At 64.5% G+C, this 26,281-nt stretch carries 25 protein-coding genes, 4 tRNA genes and 2 riboswitches; of the genes, 10 read left to right on the plus strand and 19 right to left on the minus strand.

The features are described from left to right. From IE097_RS17565 to IE097_RS17585, 5 genes are all read right to left on the minus strand, one after another. The coding region (locus IE097_RS17565) for a GTP-binding protein (protein ID WP_229797655.1) at positions 1-107 on the minus strand (107 nt) is incomplete at its 3' end. Between the two features lie 45 nt (positions 108-152). Beyond that, a tRNA-Thr gene (locus IE097_RS17570) sits at positions 153-227 on the minus strand. An 11-nt stretch (positions 228-238) separates the two neighbouring features. Then, positions 239-312, minus strand: a tRNA-Gly gene (locus tag IE097_RS17575). Between the two features lie 54 nt (positions 313-366). Next, positions 367-451 (minus strand) — tRNA-Tyr (locus tag IE097_RS17580). 64 nt (positions 452-515) lie between these two features. Then, complete coding sequence (locus IE097_RS17585; protein ID WP_189462211.1) at positions 516-845, minus strand: hypothetical protein; 330 nt, start codon at positions 843-845, stop codon at positions 516-518. A 72-nt stretch (positions 846-917) separates the two neighbouring features. Here IE097_RS17585 and IE097_RS17590 point away from each other — a divergent pair. After that, a tRNA-Phe gene (locus tag IE097_RS17590) sits at positions 918-993 on the plus strand. Positions 994-1,053: 60 nt separating this feature from the next. Here IE097_RS17590 and IE097_RS17595 read toward each other — a convergent pair. Further along, positions 1,054-1,341: an MGMT family protein gene (locus IE097_RS17595; protein WP_229797651.1), complete on the minus strand. Its 288-nt coding sequence runs from the start codon at positions 1,339-1,341 to the stop codon at positions 1,054-1,056. Positions 1,342-1,428: 87 nt separating this feature from the next. Next, on the minus strand, positions 1,429-3,285 hold the full coding sequence (gene ilvD / locus IE097_RS17600; protein ID WP_189462213.1) for a dihydroxy-acid dehydratase: 1,857 nt from the start codon (positions 3,283-3,285) through the stop codon (positions 1,429-1,431). A gap of 198 nt (positions 3,286-3,483) precedes the next feature. Between ilvD and lgt the strand changes: the two genes are divergently transcribed. Further along, positions 3,484-4,350 (plus strand): prolipoprotein diacylglyceryl transferase, encoded by an 867-nt coding sequence (lgt, locus tag IE097_RS17605; protein WP_189462214.1) that lies wholly within the window; start codon positions 3,484-3,486, stop codon positions 4,348-4,350. A gap of 60 nt (positions 4,351-4,410) precedes the next feature. Here lgt and IE097_RS17610 read toward each other — a convergent pair whose 3' ends face one another. Further along, complete coding sequence (locus tag IE097_RS17610; protein ID WP_308429732.1) at positions 4,411-6,177, minus strand: PAS domain S-box protein; 1,767 nt, start codon at positions 6,175-6,177, stop codon at positions 4,411-4,413. Positions 6,178-6,364: 187 nt separating this feature from the next. Here IE097_RS17610 and IE097_RS17615 point away from each other — a divergent pair, with 187 nt between their 5' ends. Both IE097_RS17615 and IE097_RS17620 read left to right on the plus strand, forming a co-directional pair. Continuing rightward, on the plus strand, positions 6,365-6,853 hold the full coding sequence (locus IE097_RS17615; protein ID WP_189462215.1) for a DUF456 domain-containing protein: 489 nt from the start codon (positions 6,365-6,367) through the stop codon (positions 6,851-6,853). 46 nt (positions 6,854-6,899) lie between these two features. Then, complete coding sequence (locus IE097_RS17620; protein ID WP_189462216.1) at positions 6,900-7,091, plus strand: hypothetical protein; 192 nt, start codon at positions 6,900-6,902, stop codon at positions 7,089-7,091. On the opposite strand, the gene corA is transcribed toward IE097_RS17620, so the two are convergent. From corA to IE097_RS17645, 5 genes are all read right to left on the minus strand, one after another. Beyond that, a complete protein-coding gene (corA, locus tag IE097_RS17625) occupies positions 7,056-8,156 on the minus strand; it encodes a magnesium/cobalt transporter CorA (protein ID WP_229797652.1) in 1,101 nt (366 codons plus the stop codon). The two genes, IE097_RS17620 and corA, sit on opposite strands and share 36 nt — an antisense overlap. Continuing rightward, positions 8,114-9,586 carry a Ppx/GppA phosphatase family protein gene (locus tag IE097_RS17630; RefSeq protein WP_189462217.1) on the minus strand — a complete coding sequence of 491 codons (1,473 nt, stop codon included), beginning with the start codon at positions 9,584-9,586 and terminating at the stop codon, positions 8,114-8,116. Before IE097_RS17630 ends, corA begins: the two co-directional genes overlap by 43 nt. Before the next feature lie 128 nt (positions 9,587-9,714). After that, on the minus strand, positions 9,715-10,431 hold the full coding sequence (gene phoU / locus IE097_RS17635) for a phosphate signaling complex protein PhoU (RefSeq protein WP_308429733.1): 717 nt from the start codon (positions 10,429-10,431) through the stop codon (positions 9,715-9,717). 85 nt (positions 10,432-10,516) lie between these two features. Then, positions 10,517-11,173 (minus strand): ribose-5-phosphate isomerase RpiA, encoded by a 657-nt coding sequence (gene rpiA, locus IE097_RS17640; RefSeq protein WP_189462218.1) that lies wholly within the window; start codon positions 11,171-11,173, stop codon positions 10,517-10,519. Positions 11,174-11,256: 83 nt separating this feature from the next. Beyond that, positions 11,257-11,859 (minus strand): MarC family protein, encoded by a 603-nt coding sequence (locus tag IE097_RS17645; RefSeq protein WP_189462219.1) that lies wholly within the window; start codon positions 11,857-11,859, stop codon positions 11,257-11,259. A 171-nt stretch (positions 11,860-12,030) separates the two neighbouring features. Between IE097_RS17645 and IE097_RS17650 the strand changes: the two genes are divergently transcribed. Next, positions 12,031-12,813, plus strand: a complete 783-nt coding sequence (locus tag IE097_RS17650; protein WP_189462220.1) for a DUF2092 domain-containing protein — start codon at positions 12,031-12,033, stop codon at positions 12,811-12,813. A gap of 11 nt (positions 12,814-12,824) precedes the next feature. Next, on the plus strand, positions 12,825-13,205 hold the full coding sequence (locus IE097_RS17655) for a hypothetical protein (protein ID WP_189462357.1): 381 nt from the start codon (positions 12,825-12,827) through the stop codon (positions 13,203-13,205). 58 nt (positions 13,206-13,263) lie between these two features. Here the strand turns inward: IE097_RS17655 and IE097_RS17660 are convergent, their stop codons facing one another. Continuing rightward, a complete protein-coding gene (locus tag IE097_RS17660; protein WP_189462221.1) occupies positions 13,264-13,878 on the minus strand; it encodes a trimeric intracellular cation channel family protein in 615 nt (204 codons plus the stop codon). Between the two features lie 22 nt (positions 13,879-13,900). Then, positions 13,901-14,000: riboswitch (glycine riboswitch) on the minus strand. Position 14,001: 1 nt separating this feature from the next. Further along, positions 14,002-14,102, minus strand: a riboswitch (glycine riboswitch). A 155-nt stretch (positions 14,103-14,257) separates the two neighbouring features. Between IE097_RS17660 and IE097_RS17665 the strand changes: the two genes are divergently transcribed. Together IE097_RS17665 and IE097_RS17670 are read left to right on the plus strand one after the other, a co-directional pair. Further along, on the plus strand, positions 14,258-14,800 hold the full coding sequence (locus tag IE097_RS17665; protein ID WP_189462222.1) for a chromate transporter: 543 nt from the start codon (positions 14,258-14,260) through the stop codon (positions 14,798-14,800). Next, complete coding sequence (locus IE097_RS17670; protein ID WP_189462223.1) at positions 14,797-15,318, plus strand: chromate transporter; 522 nt, start codon at positions 14,797-14,799, stop codon at positions 15,316-15,318. Before IE097_RS17665 ends, IE097_RS17670 begins: the two co-directional genes overlap by 4 nt. A gap of 42 nt (positions 15,319-15,360) precedes the next feature. Here IE097_RS17670 and dtpA read toward each other — a convergent pair whose 3' ends face one another. Both dtpA and ftrA read right to left on the minus strand, forming a co-directional pair. Next, positions 15,361-16,854: a dipeptide/tripeptide permease DtpA gene (dtpA, locus tag IE097_RS17675; RefSeq protein WP_229797653.1), complete on the minus strand. Its 1,494-nt coding sequence runs from the start codon at positions 16,852-16,854 to the stop codon at positions 15,361-15,363. A 295-nt stretch (positions 16,855-17,149) separates the two neighbouring features. Further along, a complete protein-coding gene (gene ftrA / locus IE097_RS17680; RefSeq protein ID WP_189462225.1) occupies positions 17,150-18,106 on the minus strand; it encodes a transcriptional regulator FtrA in 957 nt (318 codons plus the stop codon). A 92-nt stretch (positions 18,107-18,198) separates the two neighbouring features. Here ftrA and IE097_RS17685 point away from each other — a divergent pair, with 92 nt between their 5' ends. Next, positions 18,199-18,636 carry a rhodanese-like domain-containing protein gene (locus IE097_RS17685; RefSeq protein ID WP_189462226.1) on the plus strand — a complete coding sequence of 146 codons (438 nt, stop codon included), beginning with the start codon at positions 18,199-18,201 and terminating at the stop codon, positions 18,634-18,636. 100 nt (positions 18,637-18,736) lie between these two features. Then, complete coding sequence (locus IE097_RS17690) at positions 18,737-19,759, plus strand: tetratricopeptide repeat protein (RefSeq protein WP_189462227.1); 1,023 nt, start codon at positions 18,737-18,739, stop codon at positions 19,757-19,759. Between the two features lie 6 nt (positions 19,760-19,765). Here the strand turns inward: IE097_RS17690 and IE097_RS17695 are convergent, their stop codons facing one another. From IE097_RS17695 to gltB, 3 genes are all read right to left on the minus strand, one after another. Next, a complete protein-coding gene (locus tag IE097_RS17695; protein WP_189462228.1) occupies positions 19,766-20,212 on the minus strand; it encodes a GNAT family N-acetyltransferase in 447 nt (148 codons plus the stop codon). Positions 20,213-20,283: 71 nt separating this feature from the next. Beyond that, a complete protein-coding gene (locus tag IE097_RS17700; protein WP_189462229.1) occupies positions 20,284-21,699 on the minus strand; it encodes a glutamate synthase small subunit GltD family protein in 1,416 nt (471 codons plus the stop codon). 59 nt (positions 21,700-21,758) lie between these two features. Next, positions 21,759-26,207, minus strand: a complete 4,449-nt coding sequence (gene gltB / locus IE097_RS17705) for a glutamate synthase large subunit (RefSeq protein WP_189462230.1) — start codon at positions 26,205-26,207, stop codon at positions 21,759-21,761. Between the last annotated feature and the right edge of the window lie 74 nt (positions 26,208-26,281).

Genomic DNA, 26,281 nt, shown 5'->3' on the forward strand with positions numbered 1-26,281 from the left:
AGGATGGTGGTGATCGCTGCGGTCAGCGTGGTCTTGCCGTGGTCAACGTGACCGATGGTGCCGACGTTGACGTGCGGCTTCGTCCGCTCGAACTTACCTTTAGCCATGATATTTCCTTACCGGGATTTGAGAATGAAATATACAAGCGTGATTGGAGCTGATGGTGGGAATTGAACCCACGACCTCTCCCTTACCAAGGGAGTGCTCTACCCCTGAGCTACATCAGCATCAAACTTTTTGGAGCGGGTGAAGGGAATCGAACCCTCGTCATAAGCTTGGAAGGCTTCTGCTCTACCATTGAGCTACACCCGCCGGGAACTAAGCCACACTGCAAACAACGACTCTTCACTACCGCACTACTGTATCTGGTGGTGGGGGCTGGATTCGAACCAGCGTACTCAGAGAGGGCAGATTTACAGTCTGCTGCCTTTAACCACTCGGCCACCCCACCGGATGAGCTGCGCATTATGGGCGACGAACAGACCCCTGTCAAACACCCTCAACACAAAAAAACCTCAAAAATGCGCACCCAACTGAAAACAAAAGACTTTTTGTTGATTGAAATCCGGCAGCAGCACGATATCGCCCATCAAAGCTACCGGGCTGAGTACCTTCCGGCGCTCGAACAATCTACCTGTCGCATCGATAAATCCGTGACGCAGGCACTCACCCATCCAAGATAAAGATGATTGGACGAGGCGTTCGGCCAACAGAACGGGTATCGGCTGTACCGCCCAAGCATGCCCTTCCATATAAGCGATGGCCTCCTCCCGGGCCAGACCTTGCTCCATACCCATGACGTAAATACAAACGCCGGAAACAGACCATTGTTCGAGCAACCTCACCACCCATCAATTTATTTTTCGAAAAGATGTTGACGTACCGAACTCCATAGTGTTTAATTCGCTTCCTCGGTTGGCCAGTTAGCTCAGTTGGTAGAGCAGCGGATTGAAAATCCGCGTGTCCGTGGTTCGATTCCGCGACTGGCCACCAGAAATTTCAAAAGCCGCTTCCTTGGAAGCGGCTTTTTTCATTTCCGGCGCTTGCAGCAGCTCAGAGGGTCTTCATCCAGCGGAACCGGTTCAGCGGGATCCGTCCTTCGGCATCGAACATGACCCCTTCGGCTTCGAGCAGGTAACGCTGCAGTTCGTCATTGCCGTCCAGCCCTCGGCGACTGATCCGCCCCTCGTGGTTCACGATGCGATGCCAAGGTACTTCGCTGCCGACCTGGCGCAGCGCAACGCCGACCTGGCGGGAATGGCGCGGAAAGCCGGCCAGACGCGCGATATCACCGTAGGTGGCCACACGACCCGCAGGCACCTCGCAGACCAGCGCAAGCATTCGTGCACGGATCGTAGCCGCGGTCACACTTTCCATCATCGCTCCAAATGAAAAAGGCCGGCAAAGCCGGCCCTGTATTCGGTCAGGTCACTTCCGCTCGACCTGCGTGACGTCACGCACCGCACCGGTATCGGCACTCGTGGTCATCGCCGCATAGGCACGCAACGCAGGGCTGACATAGCGCTCGCGCGCCAGCGGCTTCCAGGCCTCCTTGCCGCGCGCCTCCATGGCAGCACGACGACGCGCCAGTTCGTCCTCGCTCACCGCAAGGTGGATGCGGCGGTTCGGGATGTCGATCTCGATGGTATCGCCCTCTTCCGCCAGACCGATGGCACCGCCTTCGGCTGCTTCCGGGCTGACGTGACCGATCGACAGGCCCGAGGTCCCGCCGGAGAAGCGGCCGTCAGTGAGCAGCGCGCATTCCTTGCCCAGCCCCTTGGACTTGAGGTACGAGGTCGGATAAAGCATTTCCTGCATGCCCGGCCCGCCTTTCGGACCTTCGTAGCGGATCAGCACCAGATCGCCCGCGACGATCTGGTCGGCCAGAATGCCGGCAACCGCGTCGTCCTGGCTTTCGAAGATGCGCACCCGGCCCGTGAACTTGAGGATGCTGTCATCGACCCCTGCGGTCTTCACGATACAGCCGCGTTCGGCAATGTTGCCGTACAGCACCGCAAGGCCGCCGTCCTGACTGTAGGCATTCTCCTTGTTGCGGATGCAGCCGCCGGCGCGGTCCAGATCCAGCTCCGGATAACGCATGCTCTGGCTGAACGCCACGGTGGTCGCGATCCCGCCCGGTGCGGCACGATAGAAGAGGCGTGCAGCACTGTCTTCACCATTGCGGATCACGTCCCACTGCGCCAGTCCTTCGCCCAGCGTCCGCGCATGTACGGTCGGCACGTCGCGGTTGATCAGCCCGGCACGATCGAGCTCGGACAGGATGCCGACCACGCCACCGGCGCGATGAACGTCTTCCATATGATATTTCTGCGTCGCCGGAGCGACCTTGGCCAGGCAGGGCACGCGGCGGCTGATGCGGTCGATGTCGGCCATCTTGAAATCGACACCGGCCTCGAATGCCGCGGCCAGCAGGTGAAGCACGGTATTGGTCGAGCCGCCCATCGCCACGTCGAGACTCATCGCGTTCTCGAACGCTTCATAGGTTGCGATCGAACGCGGCAACACGCTGGCGTCGTCCTGCTCGTAGTAGCGCTTGGCCAGCTCGACGATGGTACGGCCGGCCTGCAGGAACAGCTGCTTGCGGTCGGCGTGGGTGGCCAGCATCGAGCCGTTGCCCGGCAGCGACAGCCCGAGCGCTTCGGTCAGGCAGTTCATCGAGTTGGCGGTAAACATGCCCGAGCACGAGCCACAGGTCGGGCAGGCGCTGCGTTCCACCGCCGCGACTTCTTCGTCCGAGACCTTGTCGTTGGCCGCTTCGACCATCGCATCGACGAGGTCGAGCTTGCGGATTTCGCCGTGCCAGTTGACCTTGCCGGCCTCCATCGGCCCGCCCGAGACGAAGATCACCGGAATGTTCAGCCGCAGCGCGGCCATCAGCATCCCCGGGGTGATCTTGTCGCAGTTCGAGATGCAGACGATCGCGTCGGCACAGTGAGCGTTGACCATGTATTCGACCGAATCGGCGATCAGGTCGCGGCTCGGCAGCGAATACAGCATGCCGCCGTGCCCCATGGCGATGCCGTCGTCGACGGCGATGGTGTTGAACTCCTTGGCGATCCCGCCGGCCTTCTCGATCTCGCGCGCGACCAGTTGACCAAGGTTGTGCAGGTGCACGTGGCCCGGCACGAACTGGGTGAAGGAGTTGGCGATCGCGATGATCGGTTTGCCGAAGTCACCGTCCTTCATGCCGGTGGCGCGCCACAGGGCGCGTGCGCCGGCCATGTTGCGGCCGTGGGTCGAGGTATGGGAGCGATATTGGGGCATGGTGGGCTAACCTGCAGCGAACGGTTGGGTACCCGTCGATTCTATCGAATTTCGTTCGCCACGACCTCACCCCGGTGACAAGCCGCGTTGTCCCGCATTGCAGAACGATGACGCAACGGTTTCCGCGCACGAATCCCGCACCGGCAGGCAGGGGACACGGACTATAATCTGCCCCGTTCTCAAACGTGGATGCATTACATGCTGATTCACCCGCAACTCAACCCGGTCGCGTTCTCGATCGGCTCCTTCGGCGTGCACTGGTACGGCCTGATGTATTTGTTCGGCTTCATGCTGTTCCTGTTGCTCGGCCGCATGCGCATCCGCAAGGGCAACCCGCCGGGCTGGAAGGTCGAGGAAATGGACGACCTGCTGTTCTACGGCGTGCTCGGCGTCATTCTCGGCGGCCGCCTCGGCTACGTGCTGTTCTACAAGCCGGGCTTCTACCTGAGCCATCCGCTCGACATCCTCAAGGTCTGGGAAGGCGGGATGTCGTTCCATGGCGGCTTCCTTGGCGTGCTGTTCGCGATGATCTGGTTCGCCCGCAAGACCAACCGGCGTTTCTTCGAGGTCGCCGACTTCGTCGCCCCGCTGGTGCCCATCGGACTGGCGTTCGGCCGGCTCGGCAACTTCATCAACGGCGAGTTGTGGGGCCGGGTCACCGCGCCGACGAACTTCTGGGCCATGGGCTTTCCGAGCGCCCGTGCAGAGGACCTGCGCGTCGCCGCCGACAACCCGCAATGGCAGGCCTGGCTGTCGCAGTACGGCATGCTGCCGCGCCATGCCTCGCAGCTCTATGAAATGGTGCTGGAAGGCATCGTGCTGTTTGCGCTGCTGTGGTGGTACTCGGCCAAACCGCGCCATCGCGGCCAGGTTTCGGCACTGTTCCTGCTCGGTTACGGCGGCTTCCGCTTCATTGCCGAGTTCGCCCGCGAACCCGACGACTTTCTCGGTCTGCTCGCCGGGCAGCTGTCGATGGGCCAGTGGTTGAGCCTGCCGATGATCATTGCCGGTGCCGTCCTGCTCTGGCTGGCCTCGAACCGGCCGGCAGAGCCGAACCCGTCCTGACCGGGCACGCTACAAACAGAACGGGCAGCGCAGGCTGCCCGTTTTTTCGTCCGCGCTCCGCTATTGACCGCCGCCGGAGAGCTTTTCCAGTGATACCGCCAGCTCGTTGATGCGAAGCTTGGTCTCGTCGACCAGACCGCCGATCTCGCGCGCCGAATCGGCCGAACGCGTCGCCAGATTGCGGACTTCGTCGGCCACTACCGCGAAACCGCGGCCCGCCTCGCCCGCCCTCGCCGCCTCGATCGCCGCATTGAGCGACAGCAGATTGGTCTGCGCGGCGATGCCGTCGATCACCGCAACGATCTGGCCGATCTGGTTGCTCGACGTCAGCACCGCCGCCATTGCGGCATCGGTGGTGTCGCGCGCCTGGCGGGTCACCGTCACGTCCTTGACGAAGGCGGTATAGGCGATCTTGCCGTCCAGCCTGACTTTGGACAGCGACAACTGCCCCCAGATTTTCTCGCCGTCCTTGCGCTCGATGCACACTTCGCGGCTGGTGCCGATAATCTTGTCCTGCCCGGAATTGCGGTTGGCATTGACGTAACCGTCGTGATTCGACTGGATCGCCGACGGCACCAGTTTCTTGACGTTCTGGCCGATGACCTCGGCCCGGCCATAACCCCAGAGTTTTTCGGCTGCGGCGTTGAACGAAGTGACGTTGTTGTGCTCGTCGATCGTCACGACAGCGTCCAGCGCCTGCTCGAGCGACTGGTTCATCATTTCACGCGCTTCGCGTTCGCGGGTGATGTCCTTGACGAAGGCGGTGTAGCTGATTTTCTCGCCGGCGCGCACCTTGGACAGCGACAGGTTCGCCCAGACCTGGCTGCCGTCGCGCCGTTCGATGCAGACCTCGCGGTTGGTGCCGACGATCTTGTCTTTTCCGGTCGCGCGGTTGGCGTTGACGAAATGATCGTGGTTCGCCTGAATGCCCTGCGGCACCAGCATCTTGACGTTCTGGCCGATCACCTCGTCGCGGCGCAGGTTCCACAACTTCTCGGCCGCCGCGTTGAAGAAGGTGACGTTGTTGTCGCCGTCGATCGATACCACCGCATCGAGCGCCTGTTCGAGTGTCTGGTTCATCGCTTCGCGGACCTCGCGCTCGCGGGTCACATCCTTGACGAAGGCGGTGTAAATGATCTTGTCGCCGGCATGCACTTTGGACAGCGACAGGCTGCCCCAGATTTTCCCGCCATCCTTGCGCTCGATCTGTACCTCGCGACTGGTTCCGACGATCTTGTCCTGCCCGGTATTTCGGTTGGCGTTGACGTAGCCGTCGTGGCTGGGCTGGATGCCGCGCGGCACCAGCATCTTGACGTTCTGACCGATCACTTCGCTGCGTGCGTAGCCCCAGAGGTTTTCGGCGGCACGGTTGAAGAAGGTCACGTTGTTGCATTCGTCGATGGTGACCACCGCGTCGAGCGCCTGTTCCAGCGTCTGCGAAATGATTTCCCGGCTATTGCGTTCGACCGAAATGTCCCGGACGAAGGCGGTACAGGCCGCACTGCCCCGCAAGCGCGACACCGACACGTTGGCCCAGAGCTTTCGGCCATCGCGGCAGGTGATTTCGACTTCGCGACCGCCGGCTTCGGTCAGGTCGAGCGCCGGCAACAGGTTGCGCGCCGGACGACCGAGCACTTCCTCCGGCCGGAAACCCCACAGACGTTCGGCCGCCGCGTTGTACAAGGTCAGCTGGCCGGCGGCATCGACACTGATGACGGCATCGGCGGCCAGCTCGAGCGCCAGACGGCTTTGATGGTCGCCGCCACCGAGCCTGAGCCAGCCGAGCATGGTGCGCAACGAGCCTGGGGAGCGGGATACGGAATGCATGATGGATCTCCTGTAACCTAACATACCGAGTAAGTTTTGGTTTTATGAAGATCAATCTAGCAGGCGTTTCCGTACAGGCAAGCTTGTGGCGTGATCCGCCATGCAAACGACGGCCGGTTTTCGGCAAACAGGGGAACTCGCCGCCCCCGCCGGACTCCGTTCCAACACCCCCAGATGGAACAACCGCATGACCGACCCCCTGACCCTCTGGCTGTTGCTGGCCGCTGCGCTCGTCCTCGTTGGCCTGGCCGGCACGCTGTTGCCGATGCTGCCGGGTACGCCCCTCATTTTCGGCGGCATGCTGCTGGCCGCGTGGGCGGAAGGCTTCAGCCGCATCGGCTGGCCGACCCTGCTGGTGCTCGGTATCCTGCTGGCGCTGTCCATCGTGCTGGATTTCGTCGCCGGCGCCCTCGGCGCCAAACGGGTCGGCGCCAGTTCTCAGGCGGTATGGGGATCGATGATCGGTGCGGTGCTGGGCATCGCCGGCGGGCTGGTCGGCTTGATTGTCGGGCCGTTCATCGGCGCAGCGGTCGGCGAGTACCTCGCGCGCCGCGACGTTGCCCGGGCCGGCAAGGTGGGCGTGGCCACGTGGATCGGTCTGCTGATCGGTGCGATCGCCAAGGTTGCGGTCGCACTGGCCATGCTGGGAGTCTTTGTCTTTGCCTGGTTCTGGTAGCAACGCGGGCTATGCTGAACGAAGGTGACAGACGAGGATCAGCCTGATGTCGAACAATTCCGAGCACGATTTCTGGTTGCCGCGCCAGGGCGGCGAGCGGCGGCGAGGCAAACAGGCCAGTCCGCCCTTCGTGACCGAGGACGGACTGGTGCTGACCGACTTGCGCGAACAGCAGCGCCGTCACCCCGAAGGCACGCCGGATTCAGAACCACTGCTTCCGGCGGAAAAAAGCGATTAGCCCGACGGTGATCGCGGCCATCAGCCCCAACGCGGCGAAGTAACCACCACGCCAGTGCAGTTCGGGCATGAATTCGAAGTTCATCCCGTAGATGCCGGCAATCAGCGTCAGCGGCATGAACACCGTGGTGATCACCGTGAGCATGCGCATCTGCAGGTTCATCCGGTGCGACTGCAGCGACAGGTAGGAGTCCTGCAGGTTGCCGACCAGTTCGCGCAGCGCCTCGGTGCTTTCGATCAGCTGCACCGTGTGGTCGTAGACATCGCGCAGATACAGCTGGGTTTCCTCATGGAAGAAGTCCGCGTCATCGCGCTGCAGGACGTTGACGACTTCGCGCAACGGCCACAATCCGCGCTTGATCCCGAGCATGCCGCGCCGCAGCTCCTGAATGTCGGTCAGATGGTCGGGTACCGGGCCGGCAGCGATCTGGTCGTCGACCGACTCGATCCGGTCTCCGATGCTTTCGAGTACGCTGAAATAGCGGTCAACCAGCTTGTCGAGCAGGGAGTAGACCAGATAGTCGGCACCGAGCTTGCGCACTTGCGACTGCGCGTTTTTCAGGCTGTCGCGGATGCCGGTGAACGTGCCGGTCGGCTTTTCCTGGAACGTCAGCACAAAGCCGTGGCCGAGCACGATGCTGACCTGCTCGCTGCAGAGCACACCGTCGGCGTCGACACTGGCGAGCCGCGCGACGATGAACAAGTAGCCCGGATACACCTCGACCTTCGGGCGTTGCTCGGTATGAAGGATGTCCTCCATCGTCAGCGGATGCAGATTGAAGCGCTTGCCGACGTACTTGAGCAGCTCGAGATTGGCAAGGCCGTGCAGGTTGAGCCAGAAGGTCTGGTGCGTGCGCTCGAAGGTCTTGCCTTCCTCGAGCGACGTGAAGCGCGTCTCGATGAAGTCGTTTTCCTCCGGCCCGAATTCGATCAGCGTCGCCAGCGTTTCCTCGGGCCGGCGGGGGCCGACGTACTGCATCGTTCCGGGGTGGCTGCCTGCCTTGTCGGCACGCAGGTGCTGCCTCAGCTTGTTGGCCTTGCGATGATGAGCCGCGGCTTTTGCCATTGGCGGGTTTCCTCGTCGAGCGCGAATGCGGTAAGGGGATTGGCCGAGAGCCAGACCGGGTCGATCTGCAACAGGAAGTCGCTGCCCGAGCCACGCAGCCGGATTGCCGCCGGCCATTGCGATTTTCGGCCACGACAGAACAGCACGGCAAGCCGCAGCGCCAGGATCGCAGCCCAGTCGGCCCCGTCCAGACGCTCGGTGCCCAGCTTGGCCAGACTGCCGCGCTGGACCAGCGCCCATTGCGCCAGCCGCGCTTGTTCGCGGCGCGAAAAGCCGTGCATGTCGGCATGCTGGAGCACATAGGCGCCGTGCTTGTGATAGCCGACATGGGCGATCAGCCGGCCGACCTCGTGCAACCGTGCCGCATGGCGCAGCGCGCGCGCGGTGTCCTCGTCGTCAGCGTGCAGCTGGCGGAACAGCAACCCCGCCAGCTCGGCGACCCGGTTGGCCTGTGCGACGTCGACCTGATAGCGGCGCTGGAAGGCGCCGACGGTGCGCTCGCGCACGTCGAGCATGCCGTTGCGCGCCATCAGGTCGTAAAGCACGCCGTCACGCAGGGCGCCCTGCGTGATTGTCATTTTCTCGATGCCGAGCATCTCGAACACGGCGGCCATGATGGCGAAGCCGCCCGCCAGCACCGGCCGGCGGTCCGCGCGCAATCCTTTCAGTTCGACCGCATCGACATGACCGGCGTCGAGCAGGATCTGCCGCAACTGCCGCATGCCTTCACGGGTGATGCCCGATTCGCTCAGGCCGTTCAGTTCGAGCACGTCGGCGATCGACCGCGACGTGCCGGACGTACCGACCGTGGCATGCCAGTGCGTCGGGCCGAACAGTCCGGCCACCGGCTCGAGCAGTTCGCACGCTGCCAGCTCGGCGGCGCGCAGCGCAGCCTCGGTGATCTGGCCGTCGGGAAAGAAACGCTGGCTCCAGCTGACACAGCCGAGCAGCACGCTCTCCATTGTCTGGGCGTCGAACTGGCGACCGATGATCAGTTCCGTCGAGCCACCGCCGATGTCGACAATCAGCCGCGCCTTGCGGCTGGCGGGCAGGCTGTGCGCCGCACCGATGTAGATCAGCCGGGCTTCTTCCTGACCGGCAACGATTTCGATCGGATAGCCGAGTGCGGCTTCGGCCAGCGGCTGAAAGTCGTCGATGTTCCTGGCCACACGGAAGGTGTTGGTGGCGACAATGCGCACCTGGCTGCGTGCCAGTCCGCTCAGCGTTTTGCCGAAGCGGCGCAGCGCCGCCAGCGCCTCGTTCTGGATGGCCGCGGTCAGGCAGCCGTCGGCGTCGATCCCGCCCGCCAGCCGCACGGTTTCCTTCAGCGTGGTCAGCGGCACCAGCGACCCGTCCTGAACCCGGGCGATCTGCAGGCGGAAACTGTTGGAGCCGAGGTCAACGGCGGCGATCAGCGAGGCATCGGTCATGGTCGGTCCGTGTGGAGCAAGGCCTCAACGATAACGCGGCGTGATGCGGTGCGCCAAGCCGGCGTTGTCCGCATCCGGACGTGAAAACGCCCCGGCGATGCGGGGCGTTGCAGGCGGAAGCGCGCGGATCACTCCTCGCGTTTGGCGTGCACGACGCTGTCGACTTCTTCCTGGCTCTTGTGGCGCACGTCTTGGCCCTTGACGAGGAAGATGACCTGTTCGGCAATGTTCACCGCCAGATCGCCGATCCGTTCGATTGCCTTGGCAATCCAGAGGATGTCCAGCGTCAGCGTGATCTGGCGCGGGTCTTCCATCATGATGGTGATCAGCTGGCGCTGCAGCGCACGGTACTCGTTGTCGAGCTGGTCGTCGGCGCGCTTCACTTCGGACGCCGGTACCGCATCGAGGCGGGCAAAGGCGTCGAGTGCCTTGCTGAGCATGTCGAGTGCGTCTTCGGCGATGTGGTCGAGCTCGGCAAAGCGCGGCACCTGCAGTTTGCCGGCATCGTAGATGTTCTTGGCGCGGACACAGATGCGTGCGGCCTTGTCGCCGATGCGTTCGAGGTCCTCGACCGACTTGATCACGGTCATCACCATGCGCAGGTCGGTGGCCGCCGGCTGACGGCGCGCGATCATGTGGATGCACATGTCGTCGAGCTGCACGTGCATCTTGTTGACCTGCTCTTCCTGCTCGATCACCTTGTTGATGATTTCGATATTGCCGGTCGACAGCGCTTCCATCGCCAGGCGGACCTGGTCCTCGACCAGACCGGCCATGCCGAGCACGCTCGAACGGATCGCCTCGAGTTCGGCGTCAAATTGTTTGGAAATGTGTTCGGACATCATGGACGCTCCAACGGACAGACCCCGGATCATGGCAGAGTCTTGTTAATTTTTTGTTTCAAGTCTTCCGGGGTCGGTCAGCGCGGGCTCACTTGTAGGTCTTGACCCCGTCCTCGGTGCCCAGCAGCAGCACGTCCGCGCGGCGGCGCGCGAACAGGCCGTTGGTGACGACACCGACGATCTGGTTGATCTCGGCCTCCAGTTTAGCCGGTTCGGCGATGCGCAGCCCGTGCACGTCGAGGATGACGTTGCCGTTGTCGGTGACCACGCCTTCACGGTAGGCCGGATGCCCGCCCAGCTTGACGAGTTCGCGGGCAACGTACGAGCGTGCCATCGGGATCACTTCGACCGGCAGCGGGAAGTTGCCGAGCACGCCGACATACTTGCTGGCGTCGGCGATGCAGACGAACTGTTCGGCGACCGCCGAGACGATCTTCTCGCGCGTCAGCGCCGCGCCGCCGCCCTTGATCATCTGCAGCTGGTGGTTGATCTCGTCGGCGCCGTCGACATAAACCGGCAGACGGTCGATGGCATTCAGGTCGAATACCGGAATGTTGTGCTTTTTCAGCCGTGCGATGCTCGCCTCGGACGACGACACCGCGCCCTGGATGCGGCCCTTGATTTCGGCCAGTGCATCGATGAAGTAGTTGGCGGTCGAGCCGGTGCCGACGCCGACGATGCAGTCGTCCGGCACGTAGGCGATGGCGGCACGGCCGACGGCTTCTTTCAGTTCGTTCTGGGTCATCTCGCAGCTCCTTGTGCGGTAGTTCGAATCTGTCCGGAATTCTAAACGCAAATGGCATCGGCCCTTTGCCCGGTATCAAGCGCTCACGTCAGCGAGCCGATGTAATCGCGCACGCCCGACAGCAGCATTTCCACGGCAATGGCGGTCAGCACCAGACCCATCAGCCGCTCGAAAGCAGTGGTCACCCGCTCGCCCAGCACCTGGCCGATTTTTTCGGAGAAGCCGAGCACCAGCGCACAGACCAGCATCGTCAGCGCCAGCGCACCGATCCACTCCCACAGCCGCTCCGGTGCGCGCGACACCAGCAGCAGCACCGTTGCCAGCGCCGACGGTCCGGCCAGCAGCGGGATCGCCAGCGGCACGATGAAGGGTTCGCCTCCCTTGATGTCGCCGAACACGCCATCCGGATGCGGAAACACCATGCGCAAGGCGATCAGGAACAGGATCACCCCGCCGGCGATGCCGAGCGAGGTCTGCGACAGGTGCATCAGCGCGAGGAACTGCTGACCGGTGAGCATGAAGCCCAGCAACACGACGAAGGCGACCGACACCTCGCGCACGATCATGCGCACGCGCCGCTCGCGCGGCACCTGCTTGAGCATGGCGACGAACAGCGGAATGCTGCCGAGCGGATCGGTGACCAGCAGCAGCAGGACGAAGGCGGACACGAAGGACCAGGATTCCATCGGTCCATTATGCGCGGCGGCCTGCACCGCGGCGAATCGGGAGTTGCCGCAATCCGCCAGTCAAATAGTTGACAAAAACAACGCTACCGGGGCGCCGGATGCAGGGCTAAGCTGTGCACTGCAGCAACCCGATAAAAACAGACCGACATCATCTACGACAAGGACGATGCAATGAAGCCAATCCGTACAGCTGCGGCGCTGCTGATTGCCGCATGGGCCGGCAGCTCCATGGCCGCCGACGCCGGCGCTGCCAAGACGGTCGATCCACAGGCGGTCAAGGCACTCGAGACCATGGGCAGCTATCTGCGCAGCCTGCCCCGCTTTGCGCTCAGTGCCGACACAACCACCGACTTCGTCGACGACAACGGCCAGGCGCTGCAGTTCGCCCGCCACGCCGAAATGCAGGTCGTGCGGCCGAACCGGCTCAAGGCCAGTGTCAGCGGCGAACAGGGAACACGGTCGATGTACTTCGACGGCAAGACCTTCACGCTGTACGGCAGCCAGCACAACTTCTACGCCAGCGCCCCGGCGCCGAAGACGATCGGTGAACTCGTCGGCGATATCGCCGACAAGTACGGCATCGAAACACCGCTGGCCGACCTGTTCTACTGGGGCAGCGATCCCGACCAGGGCAAGGAGCTGACCGCTGCGCGTGCCGTCGGCGAGGAGCGCATCGGCGACGCCACCTGCACCCACTATGCGTTCCGCAAGCCGGGGACCGACTGGCAGCTGTGGATCCGCAAGGGCGCACAGCCACTGCCGTGCAAACTGGTGATCACGGCCACCGACATCGAAGCACGACCGCAGCACGCGGTGCGCTTCAACTGGCAGACACAGCCGAGCTTCGGCAACGACGTGTTCAGCTTCAAGCCGCCCAAGGACGCCAAGCGCATCGCGTTCGCGCGCAACGAAGCGTCGAAGCCGGCATCGGCCAAACCGTCGGCCAAACAATAAGGAGCCCCCTCATGCGCAAGTTCAAAGCCACGCTGGCCCTGGCGGCCGCTGCGTCGATGCTGCTGACGCCGGTATCGGCCCAGGCCTGGGTTGCCGCGCGGACCGTCGTCGGTCCGAATGGCGGCGTCTATCACTCGGCCGCGGCCGGTGCCCCGCGCCCCTACTACCCGCCGCCGCCGGCGGTCTATCATCCGGTCGCCGCGGCGGCAGTCACCACTGCTGCGGTCGTCACCACCGCCGCCGTCGTCGGCAGCATCGTCCACTCGGTGCCACCGAGCTGCGTCACCACCGTCGTCAACGGCCTGGCCTACCAGCAATGCGGTGCCACGTGGTACCAGCCGCAGTATGTCGGCACGACGGTGCAGTACATCGTCGTCAATCCGCCGCGCTGAGCCGCTACGGATCAGAAAAAGGGCTGCCCGCGGGCAGCCCTTTTTTCATGCCGGAGCGTCAGTCGATCGGCTGGCGGTACGAGAATACCGGCAAGCGCCAGCCGCGGTAAATGGCACACAGCCGGATCACCAGCCCGAGCGCGAACGACATCAGCACGTTGATGTCATGCTGGACACCCAGCTCGCCAAGACCCAGATAGCTGAGCGCCACCAGCAGCGCCACGCTCGCGTACAGCTCGTGGCGGAACACCACCGGGACGCGCGAGCAGAGGATGTCGCGCAGCACGCCGCCGGCGATGCCGGTGGTCATGCCGGCCATGATCACCACGGTCGGGTGATAGCCCATGCCGAGCGCGACCTCGCAGCCGATCAGGGTGAAGGCGATCAGCCCGAACGCGTCGAGAATCAGGAAGATCTTGCCGAAGCGGTGCATGAAGCGGGCGATCAGCACGGTGAACAGACCGGCCGACAACACCAGCCAGATGTACTCGGGGTGCTGCGTCCAGCCGATCGGGTAGTGGCCGAGCACGATGTCGCGGACGGTGCCGCCGCCCAGCGCGGTCAGGAAGGCGATGACCATGACGCCGAACAGGTCCATATTGCGCCGGCCGGCGGCAAGCGCGCCGGTCATGGCTTCGGCGGTAATCGCGATGATGTAGATGGTGGAGAGCATGGGATATCCGCAAGTGGTTGCGGCCTCTCCCCTTGTCCTTTTACCTGAGAGTTTGGCGCGACGGATCGCGCATTGCCCCTTCGGTGGACCGGTCGGGCCGGTCTCTCTCCAATTGGCCTTGATGCTGACTTCGCGGTTCGTTTGCCTGAGCGATTCCGGGAGCTTGCGCCTTCGGCGGACCCGCAACCCTTACCCGGGCCGGGCCACTCTCCCGCGAAGCGGCGGATTATCCCGGCCCCTCCGGCCCCGGTCAACGGCACAATGCTCCGGCATCAGGTGTCGCGGCAACGCCGCAGCCATCGGCCCGAAACGGCATTGAAGGCAATCTGAAAGCTGCGTGGCGCTAGCATGGGGAATCGAACTCGTTACGGTTTCAATCATGCCGCCGCTACCGATCACGCCGGCCACCCTGTTCCGCACGTTCGCCCGCATGGGGCTGATCGGCTTTGGCGGCGTGCTGCCCTGGGCGCGGCGGGTGCTGGTCGACGAGCGCGGCTGGCTCGACGACGCCGAGTTCGCCGATCTGCTCAGCACCGGCCAGATCCTGCCCGGCCCCAACGTCGTCAATCTGGCGATGATGTTCGGCTACCGCCACGCCGGCCTCAAGGGCGGACTGTGCGCGGCACTGGGGCTGATCGGCCCGCCCGGGCTGATCGTGCTGGCGCTGGGACTCGGCTACCGGCACGTTGCCGGCAACGCGCTGATCCAGGGCGCGCTGCACGGCATGACCGCGGTCGCCGCCGGGCTGATCATCCTCACCGCAATCAGGCTGGCCCGCGCCCAGCACGGGCTGCGCTGGCCCTGGCTGACCGGGGTGGCGGCCTTTGTCGCCATCGCGCTCCTGCGCTGGCCGCTATTGCCGGTACTGGCGGTGCTGATACCGACGTCGCTCGCGATCAGCCTGTGGGAGCACCGGCGATGACCTTGCTGCTCGATCTGTTCGGCCACTTCGCCCAGCTGTCGCTGATCGCCTTCGGCGGTGCCAGCGCGGTGCTGCCCGACATGCACCGCGTGCTCGTGACCGAGCAGCACTGGCTGAGCGAGTCGGCCTTCGCCGCCAGCTACACGATCGCCCAGGTCGCCCCGGGGCCGAACCTGCTGTTCGTGCTGCTGTTCGGCCTGCAGATCGCCGGCCTGCCCGGTGCACTGGTCGCGTTGCTGGCAATGTGCCTGCCGTCGTCGGCCATTGCGCTGGCAGTCGAGCACTACGGCCACCGGCACCGGGAGCAACGCTGGCACCGGCTGATCCGCCATGCGCTGGCGCCGCTGACGATCGCGCTGACGCTGGCCACCGGCGTGCTGCTGCTCGACGCCGTCCAGCCGCGGCTCGGGCCGCTGCTGCTCGCTGTGGTGACGGTAGCGGTCGGGCTGAAGACGAAGCTGAATCCGCTCTGGCTGATCGCGGCCGGTGCACTGGCCGGCGCACTCGGCTGGCTGTGAAAAAGCCCCGCCTGGCGCGGGGCTTGTGGTGCGGGCCGCCGTTTACTGCGGACGTTGCGCGGCGAGTTCGCCTTCGGCGACGAAGGCGTCGACTTCCCTGGTACCGCTGATCATCCGCGCCAGCAGCGGTGCGGTAGCGATCATCAGGACGGCGATCACGCCAGTGACGATGCCGATCTTCATGAACACGTCGCTGTAGACCGCCAGCGATTGCTGTGCGCTGCTGACTTCGCCGGACACCGCGGTCAGACCGGCAACCATGCCGCTGACGGCCGATGCCGCGGCGGTGGTCAGGAACCAGGCGCCCATGATGAAACCCATCAGCCGCTCCGGTACCAGTTGGGCCACCATCGCCAGGCCGAGGCCGGAGATCAGCAGCTCGCCGACGCTTTGCAGCGCGTAGCTGAGCACCAGCCAGTTGGCCGACACCAGACCGTGTTCGTTGGCGAAACGTGCGCCCAGCGGCAGTGCCAGGAAGGCCAGCGAGCACAGCACCATTCCGAATGCGAACTTGTGCGGCATCGGCAGCTTGTCGCCGAGCTTGTTGTAGGTCATCGCCAGAATCGGGCTCGCCACCATGATCCAGAACGGATTCAGCGCCTGGAACTGTTCCGGCTGCACCGCGAAGCCGAGCAGGCTGTGCTCGGTGTTGTTGATCGCGAAGAAGTTCAGCGACGTCGGCATCTGGTTGTAGAGCACGAAGAAGATCACCGCTTCGACCATCAGCACGAAGGCGACGATCATCTTGCTGCGGGCCGCGCCTTCGAGCGCAAAGGTTTCCTTCATGAAGATCGCGACGATGCCGATCGAGATGGCGGCCAGACCGTAGTTGGCGATGGTCGGGTGCTTGAGCAGCCACGAGGCGGCCAGACAGACCACGACGATGCCGGCGATCACGTAGGCAAGGTACTTGAGGTTCAGCGGCTTGAAATCCGGCGCCGAGCCGTACCGGGCGACCATCTTCTTGCACAGCAGGAAGTTGGCGAGCGTGATCAGCATGCCGACCACCGACAGCGAGAACGCCACGCCCCAGCCGAACTCCTTGGCCAGCCACGGCGTTGCCAGCATCGAGAAGAACGAGCCGATGTTGATCGCCATGTAGTACATGGTGAACGCGCCGTCGATGCGCGGATCGTCCTTGTCGTACAGCTTGGACAGCAGCGAGCCCGGGTTGGCCTTGAACAGGCCGTTACCGACCGCGACCGTGCCCATGCCGAGGTAGACCCACGAGACCTGGTGATTGGAGAACGCGATCATCGCGTAACCGACCGCCAGCGTGATCGCACCGAGGATGATGGTCCGCTTGGTCCCCAGCACCTTGTCGCCGAGCCAGCCGCCGACGGCGATCAGGCCGTAGACGAGGGCGACGAAGGACGAGAACAGCGTGAACGAATCCGCCTCGTGCAGGCCGAGCATCTTGACGAGGTAGACCGCCATGATGCCCTGCAGGCCGTAGTAACCGAACCGTTCCCACAGTTCGATCGAGAAAATCAGGTAAAACGCCTTGGGTTGGCTGAGAGATGAATTGCCGGCCACGGTTTGCCTCCAGGTTGATTGGCCCATCGGATAACAGCGGCGCCGCTTCGGGCACGGCGCAACGCCGGGCACTGGGCTGGAGTACGTTTGCTATCGGTCTCGCACTTGATGGGTGTTGATCAAGGGTGTGCCGTGTCGGCGGTCCCCGGTGTCGGCAGGCGGGCGTCGCTTGTGGCAATGCTTGCTGATCGACAACCTTTTTTTACCGCCATCCCGTCGGCATGTAACCGCAAATAGTTCCGCAACGGTGCTCGCGTTTCCTTGTGGCAGATCAACTTCGCCGCCAACGACCGCATCAGGCCACGGCAAACCGGCGCCGGTAGACCGACGGTGCAACGCCGACCACCCGTCGGAAATGCGCCCGCAGGCTTTCGACCGAACCGAAACCGCTGGCCTGGGCCAGCCGCGTCAGGTCGATGTCCCCGGTTTCGAGCAGGTGGCGGGCAATGCCGACCCGCTCGCGCAGCAGCCAGTCGTACGGGGTCGCGCCGGTCGCATCGCGGAACTGGCGCAGGAAGGTCCGCGGACTCATCGCCGCGTGCCCGGCCATCTGCGCCAGCGTCAGCGGCTCGACCGCGCGCGCACGCATCCAGTCCATGGTCTGCGCCAGCCGGTTGTTGTCGAAGCGCGGCAGCGGCCGCTCGATGTACTGCTGCTGGCCGCCGTCGCGATGCGGCGGAATCACCAGCCGCCGCGCGACGCTGTTGGCGACCTCGGCGCCGTAATCGCTGCGGACGATGTGCAGCATCATGTCGAGGCCGGCGGCCGAACCGGCCGACGTCAGCAGCCGGCCTTCGTCGACGTAGAGCACGTCGGGCTGCACCGCGATGGCCGGATGCCGCGCGGCGAACTTCTCCGCATAGCGCCAGTGCGTCGTGGCACGCCTGCCGTCGAGCAGGCCGCTGGCCGCCAGCACGAAGGAGCCCGAACAGATCGTCGCAATCCGCGCGCCCCGCGCATGTGCGGCACACAGCGCGTCGAGCAGGGCAGCCGGCGGCGGCGCATCGGCGCCGCGCCAGCCGGGCAGGATCACCAGATCGGCATCGAGCATGGCCTCGAGCCCCGCATCGACACTGACGGCAATCCCGCCCATCGCGCGCAGCGGCCCCGCTTCGATCGCGGCCACGCGCAGCGTGTACCACGGCACGCTCAATTCCGGGCGCGCCAGGCCGAAGACTTCGACAACACAACCGAACTCGAACGTGCACAGGCCGTCGTAGGCAAGCGCAACCACACGCAGCGGTGCCGACATGGCGGGATCCTGACGATAGTTGGCGAGGACGCCACTATGACGCACTCATGCGCGGCCCGACAATGGCATCAGACCAAGACGAGGAGCCCACGATGTCCAACGCCGTTACCGCCATCCCGGCCGCCGCCAGCGCACAGACGCTGACCCACTTCGCCGCCAAGCTCGCTTTCGAAACCGACTGTTCCGACGTTCACGCCGCGCTGCTGGCCGACGCGCCCGGATTCGTTCTGCTCGACGTGCGCGGCCCAGGCGTCTTCGCCACCGGCCACGTGCCGGGGGCGCTGAACCTGCCGCACCGCGAGATCACCGCCGAACGCATGGCGCAATGGCCGGCCGAAACGCTGTTCGTCGTCTACTGCGCCGGCCCGCACTGCAACGGCGCCGACAGGGCCGCCTTCAAGCTGGCGCAGCTGGGCCGGCCGGTCAAACTGATGATCGGCGGCATGACCGGCTGGGTGGACGAGGGATTCGCGCTGGCCGACGGCGCCGCCGCCCTCCGGGGCTATGCCTGCGACTGCGCACTGGTGTAAGCGCGCCGCACCGCAGGATTACGCCGGCTTTGTTCACGCGGGCACTTTCGCCACCGTCCGGTACAATAGGGTGTACGCCTTACCTTGATGGGCAACGCCGGTGGCTCCGCTCCAGAACATCAACGACATCGAACGGATCGTGTTCAGCGATCCGATCACGGCCAAGCGCTGGTGCGCGCCGCTGCTGGCGCATGCCCGCGCCGAGCACGATGTCGAAACGCTGGTCCGTGCCGCGACGCTGCTGTCGTTGATCGAGGACCAGCTCGGCGAGCGCAACGAAGGCAGCCTGCTGCTGGCCGAGGCGCTGGCCTGCTGCCAGATGTACGGCTTGCGCCACCTCGAACCGGCGGTGCAGGAACGGCTGGGGCGCGACCACTACACCGGCGGCGATTACCGCCAGGCCATGCAGCACTGGGCACAATGCACCCGGCTGTGCGGCGATGAATCGCAGCACACCCATACGCTGGCACTGGCGCTCGTCGGACTCGGCCAGGTCTGCAGCGCCTATGGCGCCGTCGAGATGGCCGTGGCCTTCCACAAGGCCGCCGACCGCCGGCTGGCGAACAGCGAAGACGTGCACCTGATCGCCAAGGTGAAAATCAGCCTGGGTTGGGACCTGCACGTGCTGGGGCGCGAGGACGAAGCGCGTACCATCCTCGTCCAGGCCCTGGAACTGTGCCGTGCCCGGCAGTTCAGCCACTTTCAGGCCGAGTTGCTGCTGCGGCTGGCCGAAGTCGACATGGAGCAGGGCGACCCGGACACCGCCGAACAACGGCTGGAGGAAGCACTGTCACTGCTGGTGTTCACGCCGTCACACTGGTGCGAGACACAGGTGCTCGGCCTGCTGGCCAGACTGCGCTTCCAGCACGGCCGGCCCGATCTGGCGATCAGCATGATCCAGCGCGCGCTGCACATTGCCGAAGTCGACGGCATGCGCCATGTCGAAGCCCGGCTGCTGGCCGACCTGATCCGTTATGCCGAGGCCGGCGGCAACCACGCACTCGCCCAGACCCACCATGCGCGGCTGCGGACACTGAAACAGGGGCTCGATGAAGCAATCGGCACCGGCGACCTGTCCGAGCTCGGCATGCTCGAATCGGTGATGGCCCGGTTCACCCCCTGAACCGCATCAGGCCAGCGATCTGGCCATGAATTGCAGATCGGAATTCCCGCGGTAGCCTTGCGCCAGGTAGAAGGCTTCGGCCGGCGTCGCCCTGCCGGTCAGCAGCGTGACCGCCACGACTCCCTCGGCATGCAGTTCGGCCTCGATGCCGGCGAGCAGACGCTGTCCGAGACCGCTGCGCTGCCGGGCGGTCCCGATGAAGAACTCGTCGATGAACAGTTCGGTCCCCTGCCACCACAGTCGCAGGTGGCCGATTGCGGCACCGGCCAGCCCGCCCTCATGCTCGATCACCCACGCGCGGCAGGCCGGATTGGCGAGCAGGCCGCCCAGGTAGGCCAGGGCGGTGTCGGTCTGCCATTCATCGTGCCACGGCGCGGCGTTGAAGGTGGCGATATACGCGGCGGCGAGCGACGAGAGATCGTCGGCCCGCAAGGGCCGGACGCTTGCGTGCATGGTGCATTCCTTTTCCCCAATAAAAATCCCCGCGCTTCTCAGCACGGGGATCGGTGACGGCCCGTCCGCGATTACCAGACGTTCAGGTATTCGAGGATGCCCTCGGCGGCCTGACGGCCTTCGTACACCGCGCGCACCACCAGATCGGCGCCGCGGACCTGGTCGCCGCCGGCGAAGATCTTCGGATTGCTGGTCTGGTGCTTGAACTGCTGCTTCAGCGGCGCGACGGTGCGGCTCCAGTCGTCGACCTTGATGCCCTGCGCGTCGAACCAGCTCGCCGCTTCGGCCTGGAAGCCGAACGCCACGATGACGTGGTCGCAATCGAGCACGCGCTCGGAACCGGCGACGACTTCGGGCTTGCGACGGCCCTTCTCGTCCGGCGCACCGAGTGCGGTCGTCACGAGCTTGAGACCGAGGCTGCCGTCGGCGTTCTGCTGGATGCCGACCGGCTGGCTGTTCCACTGGAACTCGACGCCCTCTTCCTTGGCGTTGGCGACTTCGCGCTTCGAACCCGGCATGTTGGCTTCATCACGACGGTAGGCACAGATCACCGACTCGGCGCCCTGGCGGATGCTGGTACGGTTGCAGTCCATCGCGGTATCGCCGCCGCCGAGCACGACGACGCGCTTGCCGGCCATCGACTGGTAGGCCTCGCCTTCCGGCAGGGTACCCATGCTGTTGCGCACGTTGTTGATCAGGAACGGCAGCGCTTCGAGCACGCCCGGCAGCGCTTCGCCGTCGAAACCGCCCTTCATGTACTTGTAGGCGCCCATGCCCATGAACACGGCGTCGTAGTCGCGCAGCAGTTCGTCGATGCTCACGTCACGGCCGATTTCGGTGTTCAGGCGGAACTCGACGCCCATGCCTTCCATGATCTCGCGGCGGGTCGCGACGACGTTCTTCTCGAGCTTGAACTCTGGAATGCCAAAGGTCAGCAGGCCGCCGATTTCCTCGTAGCGGTCGAACACCACCGGCTTGACGCCGTTGCGCACCAGGATGTCGGCACAGCCGAGGCCGGCCGGACCGGCGCCGATGACGGCGACCTTCTTGTCGGTCCAGACGCGGCCCGACATGTCGGGGCGCCAGCCGGCCTTGTAGGCTTCATCGGTGATGTACTTCTCGACCGAACCGATCGACACCGCACCGAAACCGCCCTGGTTCAGCGTGCAGGCGCCTTCGCACAGACGGTCCTGCGGGCAGACACGGCCGCAGATTTCCGGCAGCGAGTTGGTCTTGTGCGAGAGCTCGGCCGCTTCGAACAGCTTGCCCTCGTTGACCAGCTTGAGCCAGTCGGGGATGTAGTTGTGGACCGGGCACTCCCACTCGCAATACGGGTTGCCGCAGGACAGGCAGCGACCGGCCTGCTCGGCCGCATCGCCCTGGTTCAGCGCCTGGTAGATTTCCTTGAACACGATCTTGCGCTTGTCGGCGGGGACCTTCTCGCCGGGGTTGCGCGCCACGTTCATGAACTGGAATACGTCGGACATTGTGGATTTCCTAATGCATCACATGCATCGCCGGGCGGGCACCGCCCGCCCCGGCTCTATCAGTCTTTCAGCAGATCGTCGAGCTTGGCGACCTTCGGCTTGACCAGCCAGAAGTAGTCGGTCGCTTCGTCGAAGTTCGCCAGCAGCTCGGCCGCCTTGCTCGATCCGGTCAGCGCGACGTGCTGGTTCAGCTTCTCGCGCAGGAACGCACGGACCGCGCCGTAGGCTTCGCCGTTGATCAGGTTGATGTCGATCAGCTCGTTGTTGTAGCGGTAGGCGAACTTCTCGCCGCGGTCGTAAACGAGCGCGAAGCCGCCGGTCATGCCGGCACCGAAGTTGTAGCCGGTCTCGCCGAGCACGATCACCGCGCCGCCGGTCATGTATTCGCAGCCGTGGTCGCCCACGCCTTCGACGACCGCCGTCGCACCCGAGTTGCGCACGGCAAACCGCTCGCCGCCACGGCCCGCAGCGAAGAATTCGCCGCCGGTCGCGCCGTAGAGGCAGGTGTTGCCGACGATCACGCCTTCGTCCGACTTGAACGCGCTGCCCTTCGGCGGGTAGACGACGAGCTTGCCGCCCGCCATGCCCTTGCCGGTGTAGTCGTTGGCATCGCCTTCGACTTCGATCGTCAGGCCCTTGGCGTTCCAGACGCCCAGACTCTGGCCGGCCGAACCGTTGAGCTTGATGTGCAGACAGTCGTCCGGCAGGCCGTCGGCGCCATGCGCCTTGGCGATTTCGCCGGACAGCCGCGCGCCGATCGAGCGGTTGACGTTGCGCACGTCGTACTCGAAGCGTTGTGCGGTCTTCGCCTTGATGCCCGCGAGCGCGTCCCTGACCATTTCTTCGGCGAGCTCGCCCTTGTCGAACGACGGGTTGCTGTCCTCGACGCAGAAGCGCGGCTCGGTGTCCGGAATGCTGCCCTGGCTCAGCAGCACGCCCAGATCGAGTTTCTGCTGGCGTTCGGTCGCGCCGGCGGAAAGATCGAGCAGGTCGGTGCGGCCGATCAGCTCTTCCATCGTGCGGATGCCGAGCCTGGCCATCCACTCGCGCGTTTCCATCGCGATGAAGGTGAAGTAGTTGACGACCATGTCCGGCAGGCCGGTGAAGTACTTCGAGCGCAGCTTGATTTCCTGCGTCGCGACACCGGTCGCACAGTTGTTCAGGTGGCAGATCCGCAGGTATTTGCAGCCGAGCGCGACCATGGGACCGGTGCCGAAGCCGAAGCTCTCGGCGCCCATCATCGCGGCCTTGATCACGTCGAGACCGGTCTTCAGTCCGCCGTCGGCCTGGACGCGGACGCGTCCGCGCAGGCCGTTGGCGCGCAGCACCTGCTGCGCTTCGGTCAGGCCGAGCTCGAACGGCGAACCGGCATACTTGACCGACGCCAGCGGCGACGCACCGGTACCACCGTCGTAACCCGAAATGGTGATCAGGTCGGCATAGGCCTTGGCGACACCGGCGGCAATCGTGCCGACGCCCGGTTCGGCGACGAGCTTGACCGACACCAGCGCGTCCGGATTGACCTGTTTCAGGTCGAAAATCAGCTGTGCCAGATCTTCGATCGAGTAGATGTCGTGGTGCGGCGGCGGCGAAATCAGGCTGATGCCCGGCTTCGAGCAGCGCAGCTTGGCGATCAGCGGACTGACCTTGTCACCCGGCAGCTGGCCGCCTTCACCCGGCTTGGCGCCCTGCGCGACCTTGATCTGCAGCACTTCGGCGTTGACCAGATAGTGCGGGGTGACGCCGAAACGGCCCGACGCGACCTGCTTGATCTTCGACATCTTCATCGTGCCGTAGCGCGCCGCGTCCTCGCCGCCTTCGCCCGAGTTCGAGCGGCCGCCGAGGCGGTTCATGCCTTCGGCCAGCGCTTCGTGGGCTTCCGGCGACAGTGCGCCGAGCGACATGCCGGCCGAGTCGAAGCGCTTGAGGATGGCCTCGATCGACTCGACCTCGTCAACCGGAATCGGTTTGGCCTGGTCGAGCTTGAGCGTCATCAGGTCGCGCAGCATCGCTACCGGGCGGTTGTTCACCAGCTCGGCATACTTGGTGTATTCCTTGTACTCGCCGCCCTGCACCGCCTTCTGCAGCTGCATCACCACGTCCGGGTTGTAGGCGTGGTATTCCTCGCCGAACACGTACTTGAGCAGGCCGCCCTGCGCCAGCGGGCGCATCGGGTTGAACGCGAGCTTGTTGAGCTTGAGCTGGTCGGCTTCGAAGTCGGCGAAGTCGGCACCGCCGATCCGCGACACCGTACCCTTGAGGCTCAAGTTGATCACTTCCTCGCCGATGCCGACGCCTTCGAACAGCTGCGAGCCGCGGTACGACGCGATCGTCGAGATCCCCATCTTCGAGAGGATCTTCATCAGGCCCTTGTTGATGCCCTTGCGGAAGTTGTTCGTCGCCTTGGCGAGCGGGCCGTCGACCTGACCGAGTTCGACCAGTTCGATGATGGTCTGGTACGCGAGGTACGGGAACACCGCGGTCGCGCCGTAGCCGATCAGGCAGGCGAAGTGGTGCGGATCGCGCGCGGTGGCGGTCTCGACGATGATGTTGGTCTTGCAGCGCAGGCCGGCTTCGACCAGCGCGTGGTTGACCGCGCCGGTGGCGAACAGTGCCGGGATCGGCAGGCGGCCCTTGGCAATGTGCTTGTCGCTCAGCACGACGATGACGGTTCCGTCGTCACGCACCGATTTCAGCACAGCAGCCTGCAGCGCTTCGATCGCGGCCTTCAGCGTCGTTTCGCCGGCAAGGTAGCTGGTATCGAACGTGGCCGACTTGTAGAACGGGTCGGTCTGGCTGGTCAGCGTGTCGAACTTGTCGGAGGACAGCACCGGCGAGCGCACTTCGAGGCGGCGGGCATTGTCTTCGGTCTCGACGAACAGGTTGCGCTCGGGACCGAACACGGTGTTCAGCGACATCACGATCGCTTCGCGGATCGGGTCGATCGGCGGGTTGGTCACCTGGGCGAACTGCTGGCGCAGGTAGTCGAACGGCGAGCGGACCTTCTCCGACAGCACGGCCATCGGCGTGTCGTCGCCCATCGAGCCGATCGCTTCGGCGCCGTCGCTGGCGAGCACGCGCACGATGGCGTCACGCTCTTCGAACGTCAGCTGGAACTGCTTCTGGTACGACAGGCGCGTTGCGGCATCCATCGCCGGCAGCACCCCCTTGTCGTCGGCGATTTCGAGCTGCTGTGCGTGGTTCTTGATCCACTCGCGGTACGGCTTCGCCGACTTCAGGCGGTTGTCGATGGTTTCGGTGTCGAGGAAGTCACCGGTCTCGAGGTCGACGGCGACGATCTGGCCCGGCTTGACCCGGCCTTTCTTCACCACGTCTTCGGGCTTGTAGTTCCAGACGCCGATTTCCGACGCGATGGTCAGGTGGCGGTCCTTGGTGATCACATAGCGGGCCGGACGCAGGCCGTTGCGGTCGAGCGCGCAGCCGGCGTAGCGGCCGTCGGTCCAGACCAGACCGGCGGGGCCGTCCCACGGCTCCATGTGCATCGAGTTGTATTCGTAGAACGCACGCAGGTCGCGGTCGTTCGAGTCGACGTTCTGCCATGCCGGCGGTACCAGCATCCGGAAGGCGCGGAAGATGTCCACACCGCCCATCATCAGGCCTTCGAGCATGTTGTCGAGGCTCATCGAGTCCGAACCGTTGGTCTGGACGATCGGGCGCACCGAATCCATGTCCAGGTGTTCGGAGTCCATGATCGCTTCGCGCGCCTTGGCCCACAGCCGGTTGCCGGCAACGGTGTTGATTTCGCCGTTGTGCGCAAGGAAGCGGAAGGGCTGCGCCAGCTTCCACTGCGGCCAGGTATTGGTCGAGAAGCGCTGGTGGTAGACGGCCAGCGACGATTCGAAACGCGCGTCCTTCAGGTCGAGGTAGAACACCGGCAGGTTGTCCGGCGTCACCAGGCCCTTGTACGACAATACGTGCGGGTTCAGTGTCGGGATGTAGAACGAGGCATCGGCCGCGTTGGCCTTCTCGGCCAGACGGCGTGCCTGGTAGAGCTTGCGTTCGAACAGTTTGGCATCGAGCCCGTCCGGCGCATTGACGAACACTTGTTTGATCGCGGGCAAGGTGCGCAATGCGTATTCGCCGCATGCTTCGACATTCACCGGCACGTCGCGGAAACCGGCGACGATCAGGCCCTGCGATTCAAGCGCGTTGCGCAGATTCGACAGCGAGACCTCGCCAAGCGCGGCATCATTGGCGTGAAATACGATACCGGCAGCATACTGCTCGCCAAGGGTCAGGCCGATTTCGGCAGCCACGGTACGCAGGAAGCCGTCCGGCTTGCGGAACAGCAGACCGCAACCGTCACCCGACTTGCCGTCGGCCGCGACGGCGCCACGGTGGGTCAGACAGGCCAGCGAAGAGATCGCGGTCTGCACCAGCCAGTGGCTGGGCTTGTCGTCCATCTGGGCGATCAGACCGAAACCGCAACTATCCTGCTCGAATCGAGGATGGTAGAGGGTACCCCCCAACCAGCTTTGTCTATCCATGACACTACCCTTGAGTAAGCCGCACAACACAAGCGAAAAGGCGTCAATTTTAATCAGGGATTAGGGTTAACCAC

It is taken from the genome of Jeongeupia chitinilytica, assembly GCF_014652315.1.
Lineage (GTDB): Bacteria > Pseudomonadota > Gammaproteobacteria > Burkholderiales > Chitinibacteraceae > Jeongeupia > Jeongeupia chitinilytica.

Bases quoted from the DNA above. Each gene is read 5' to 3' on its own strand.
- IE097_RS17595 (WP_229797651.1), bottom strand. From the start codon at position 1,341: ATGCTTGCGCTGGTCTGCGAGGTGCCTGCGGGTCGTGTGGCCACCTAC.
- ilvD (WP_189462213.1), bottom strand. From the start codon at position 3,285: ATGCCCCAATATCGCTCCCATACCTCGACCCACGGCCGCAACATGGCC.
- lgt (WP_189462214.1), top strand. From the start codon at position 3,484: ATGCTGATTCACCCGCAACTCAACCCGGTCGCGTTCTCGATCGGCTCC.
- IE097_RS17610 (WP_308429732.1), bottom strand. From the start codon at position 6,177: ATGCATTCCGTATCCCGCTCCCCAGGCTCGTTGCGCACCATGCTCGGC.
- IE097_RS17615 (WP_189462215.1), top strand. From the start codon at position 6,365: ATGACCGACCCCCTGACCCTCTGGCTGTTGCTGGCCGCTGCGCTCGTC.
- IE097_RS17620 (WP_189462216.1), top strand. From the start codon at position 6,900: ATGTCGAACAATTCCGAGCACGATTTCTGGTTGCCGCGCCAGGGCGGC.
- corA (WP_229797652.1), bottom strand. From the start codon at position 8,156: ATGGCAAAAGCCGCGGCTCATCATCGCAAGGCCAACAAGCTGAGGCAG.
- IE097_RS17630 (WP_189462217.1), bottom strand. From the start codon at position 9,586: ATGACCGATGCCTCGCTGATCGCCGCCGTTGACCTCGGCTCCAACAGT.
- phoU (WP_308429733.1), bottom strand. From the start codon at position 10,431: ATGATGTCCGAACACATTTCCAAACAATTTGACGCCGAACTCGAGGCG.
- rpiA (WP_189462218.1), bottom strand. From the start codon at position 11,173: ATGACCCAGAACGAACTGAAAGAAGCCGTCGGCCGTGCCGCCATCGCC.
- IE097_RS17645 (WP_189462219.1), bottom strand. From the start codon at position 11,859: ATGGAATCCTGGTCCTTCGTGTCCGCCTTCGTCCTGCTGCTGCTGGTC.
- IE097_RS17650 (WP_189462220.1), top strand. From the start codon at position 12,031: ATGAAGCCAATCCGTACAGCTGCGGCGCTGCTGATTGCCGCATGGGCC.
- IE097_RS17655 (WP_189462357.1), top strand. From the start codon at position 12,825: ATGCGCAAGTTCAAAGCCACGCTGGCCCTGGCGGCCGCTGCGTCGATG.
- IE097_RS17660 (WP_189462221.1), bottom strand. From the start codon at position 13,878: ATGCTCTCCACCATCTACATCATCGCGATTACCGCCGAAGCCATGACC.
- IE097_RS17665 (WP_189462222.1), top strand. From the start codon at position 14,258: ATGCCGCCGCTACCGATCACGCCGGCCACCCTGTTCCGCACGTTCGCC.
- IE097_RS17670 (WP_189462223.1), top strand. From the start codon at position 14,797: ATGACCTTGCTGCTCGATCTGTTCGGCCACTTCGCCCAGCTGTCGCTG.
- ftrA (WP_189462225.1), bottom strand. From the start codon at position 18,106: ATGTCGGCACCGCTGCGTGTGGTTGCGCTTGCCTACGACGGCCTGTGC.
- IE097_RS17685 (WP_189462226.1), top strand. From the start codon at position 18,199: ATGTCCAACGCCGTTACCGCCATCCCGGCCGCCGCCAGCGCACAGACG.
- IE097_RS17695 (WP_189462228.1), bottom strand. From the start codon at position 20,212: ATGCACGCAAGCGTCCGGCCCTTGCGGGCCGACGATCTCTCGTCGCTC.
- IE097_RS17700 (WP_189462229.1), bottom strand. From the start codon at position 21,699: ATGTCCGACGTATTCCAGTTCATGAACGTGGCGCGCAACCCCGGCGAG.
- gltB (WP_189462230.1), bottom strand. From the start codon at position 26,207: ATGGATAGACAAAGCTGGTTGGGGGGTACCCTCTACCATCCTCGATTC.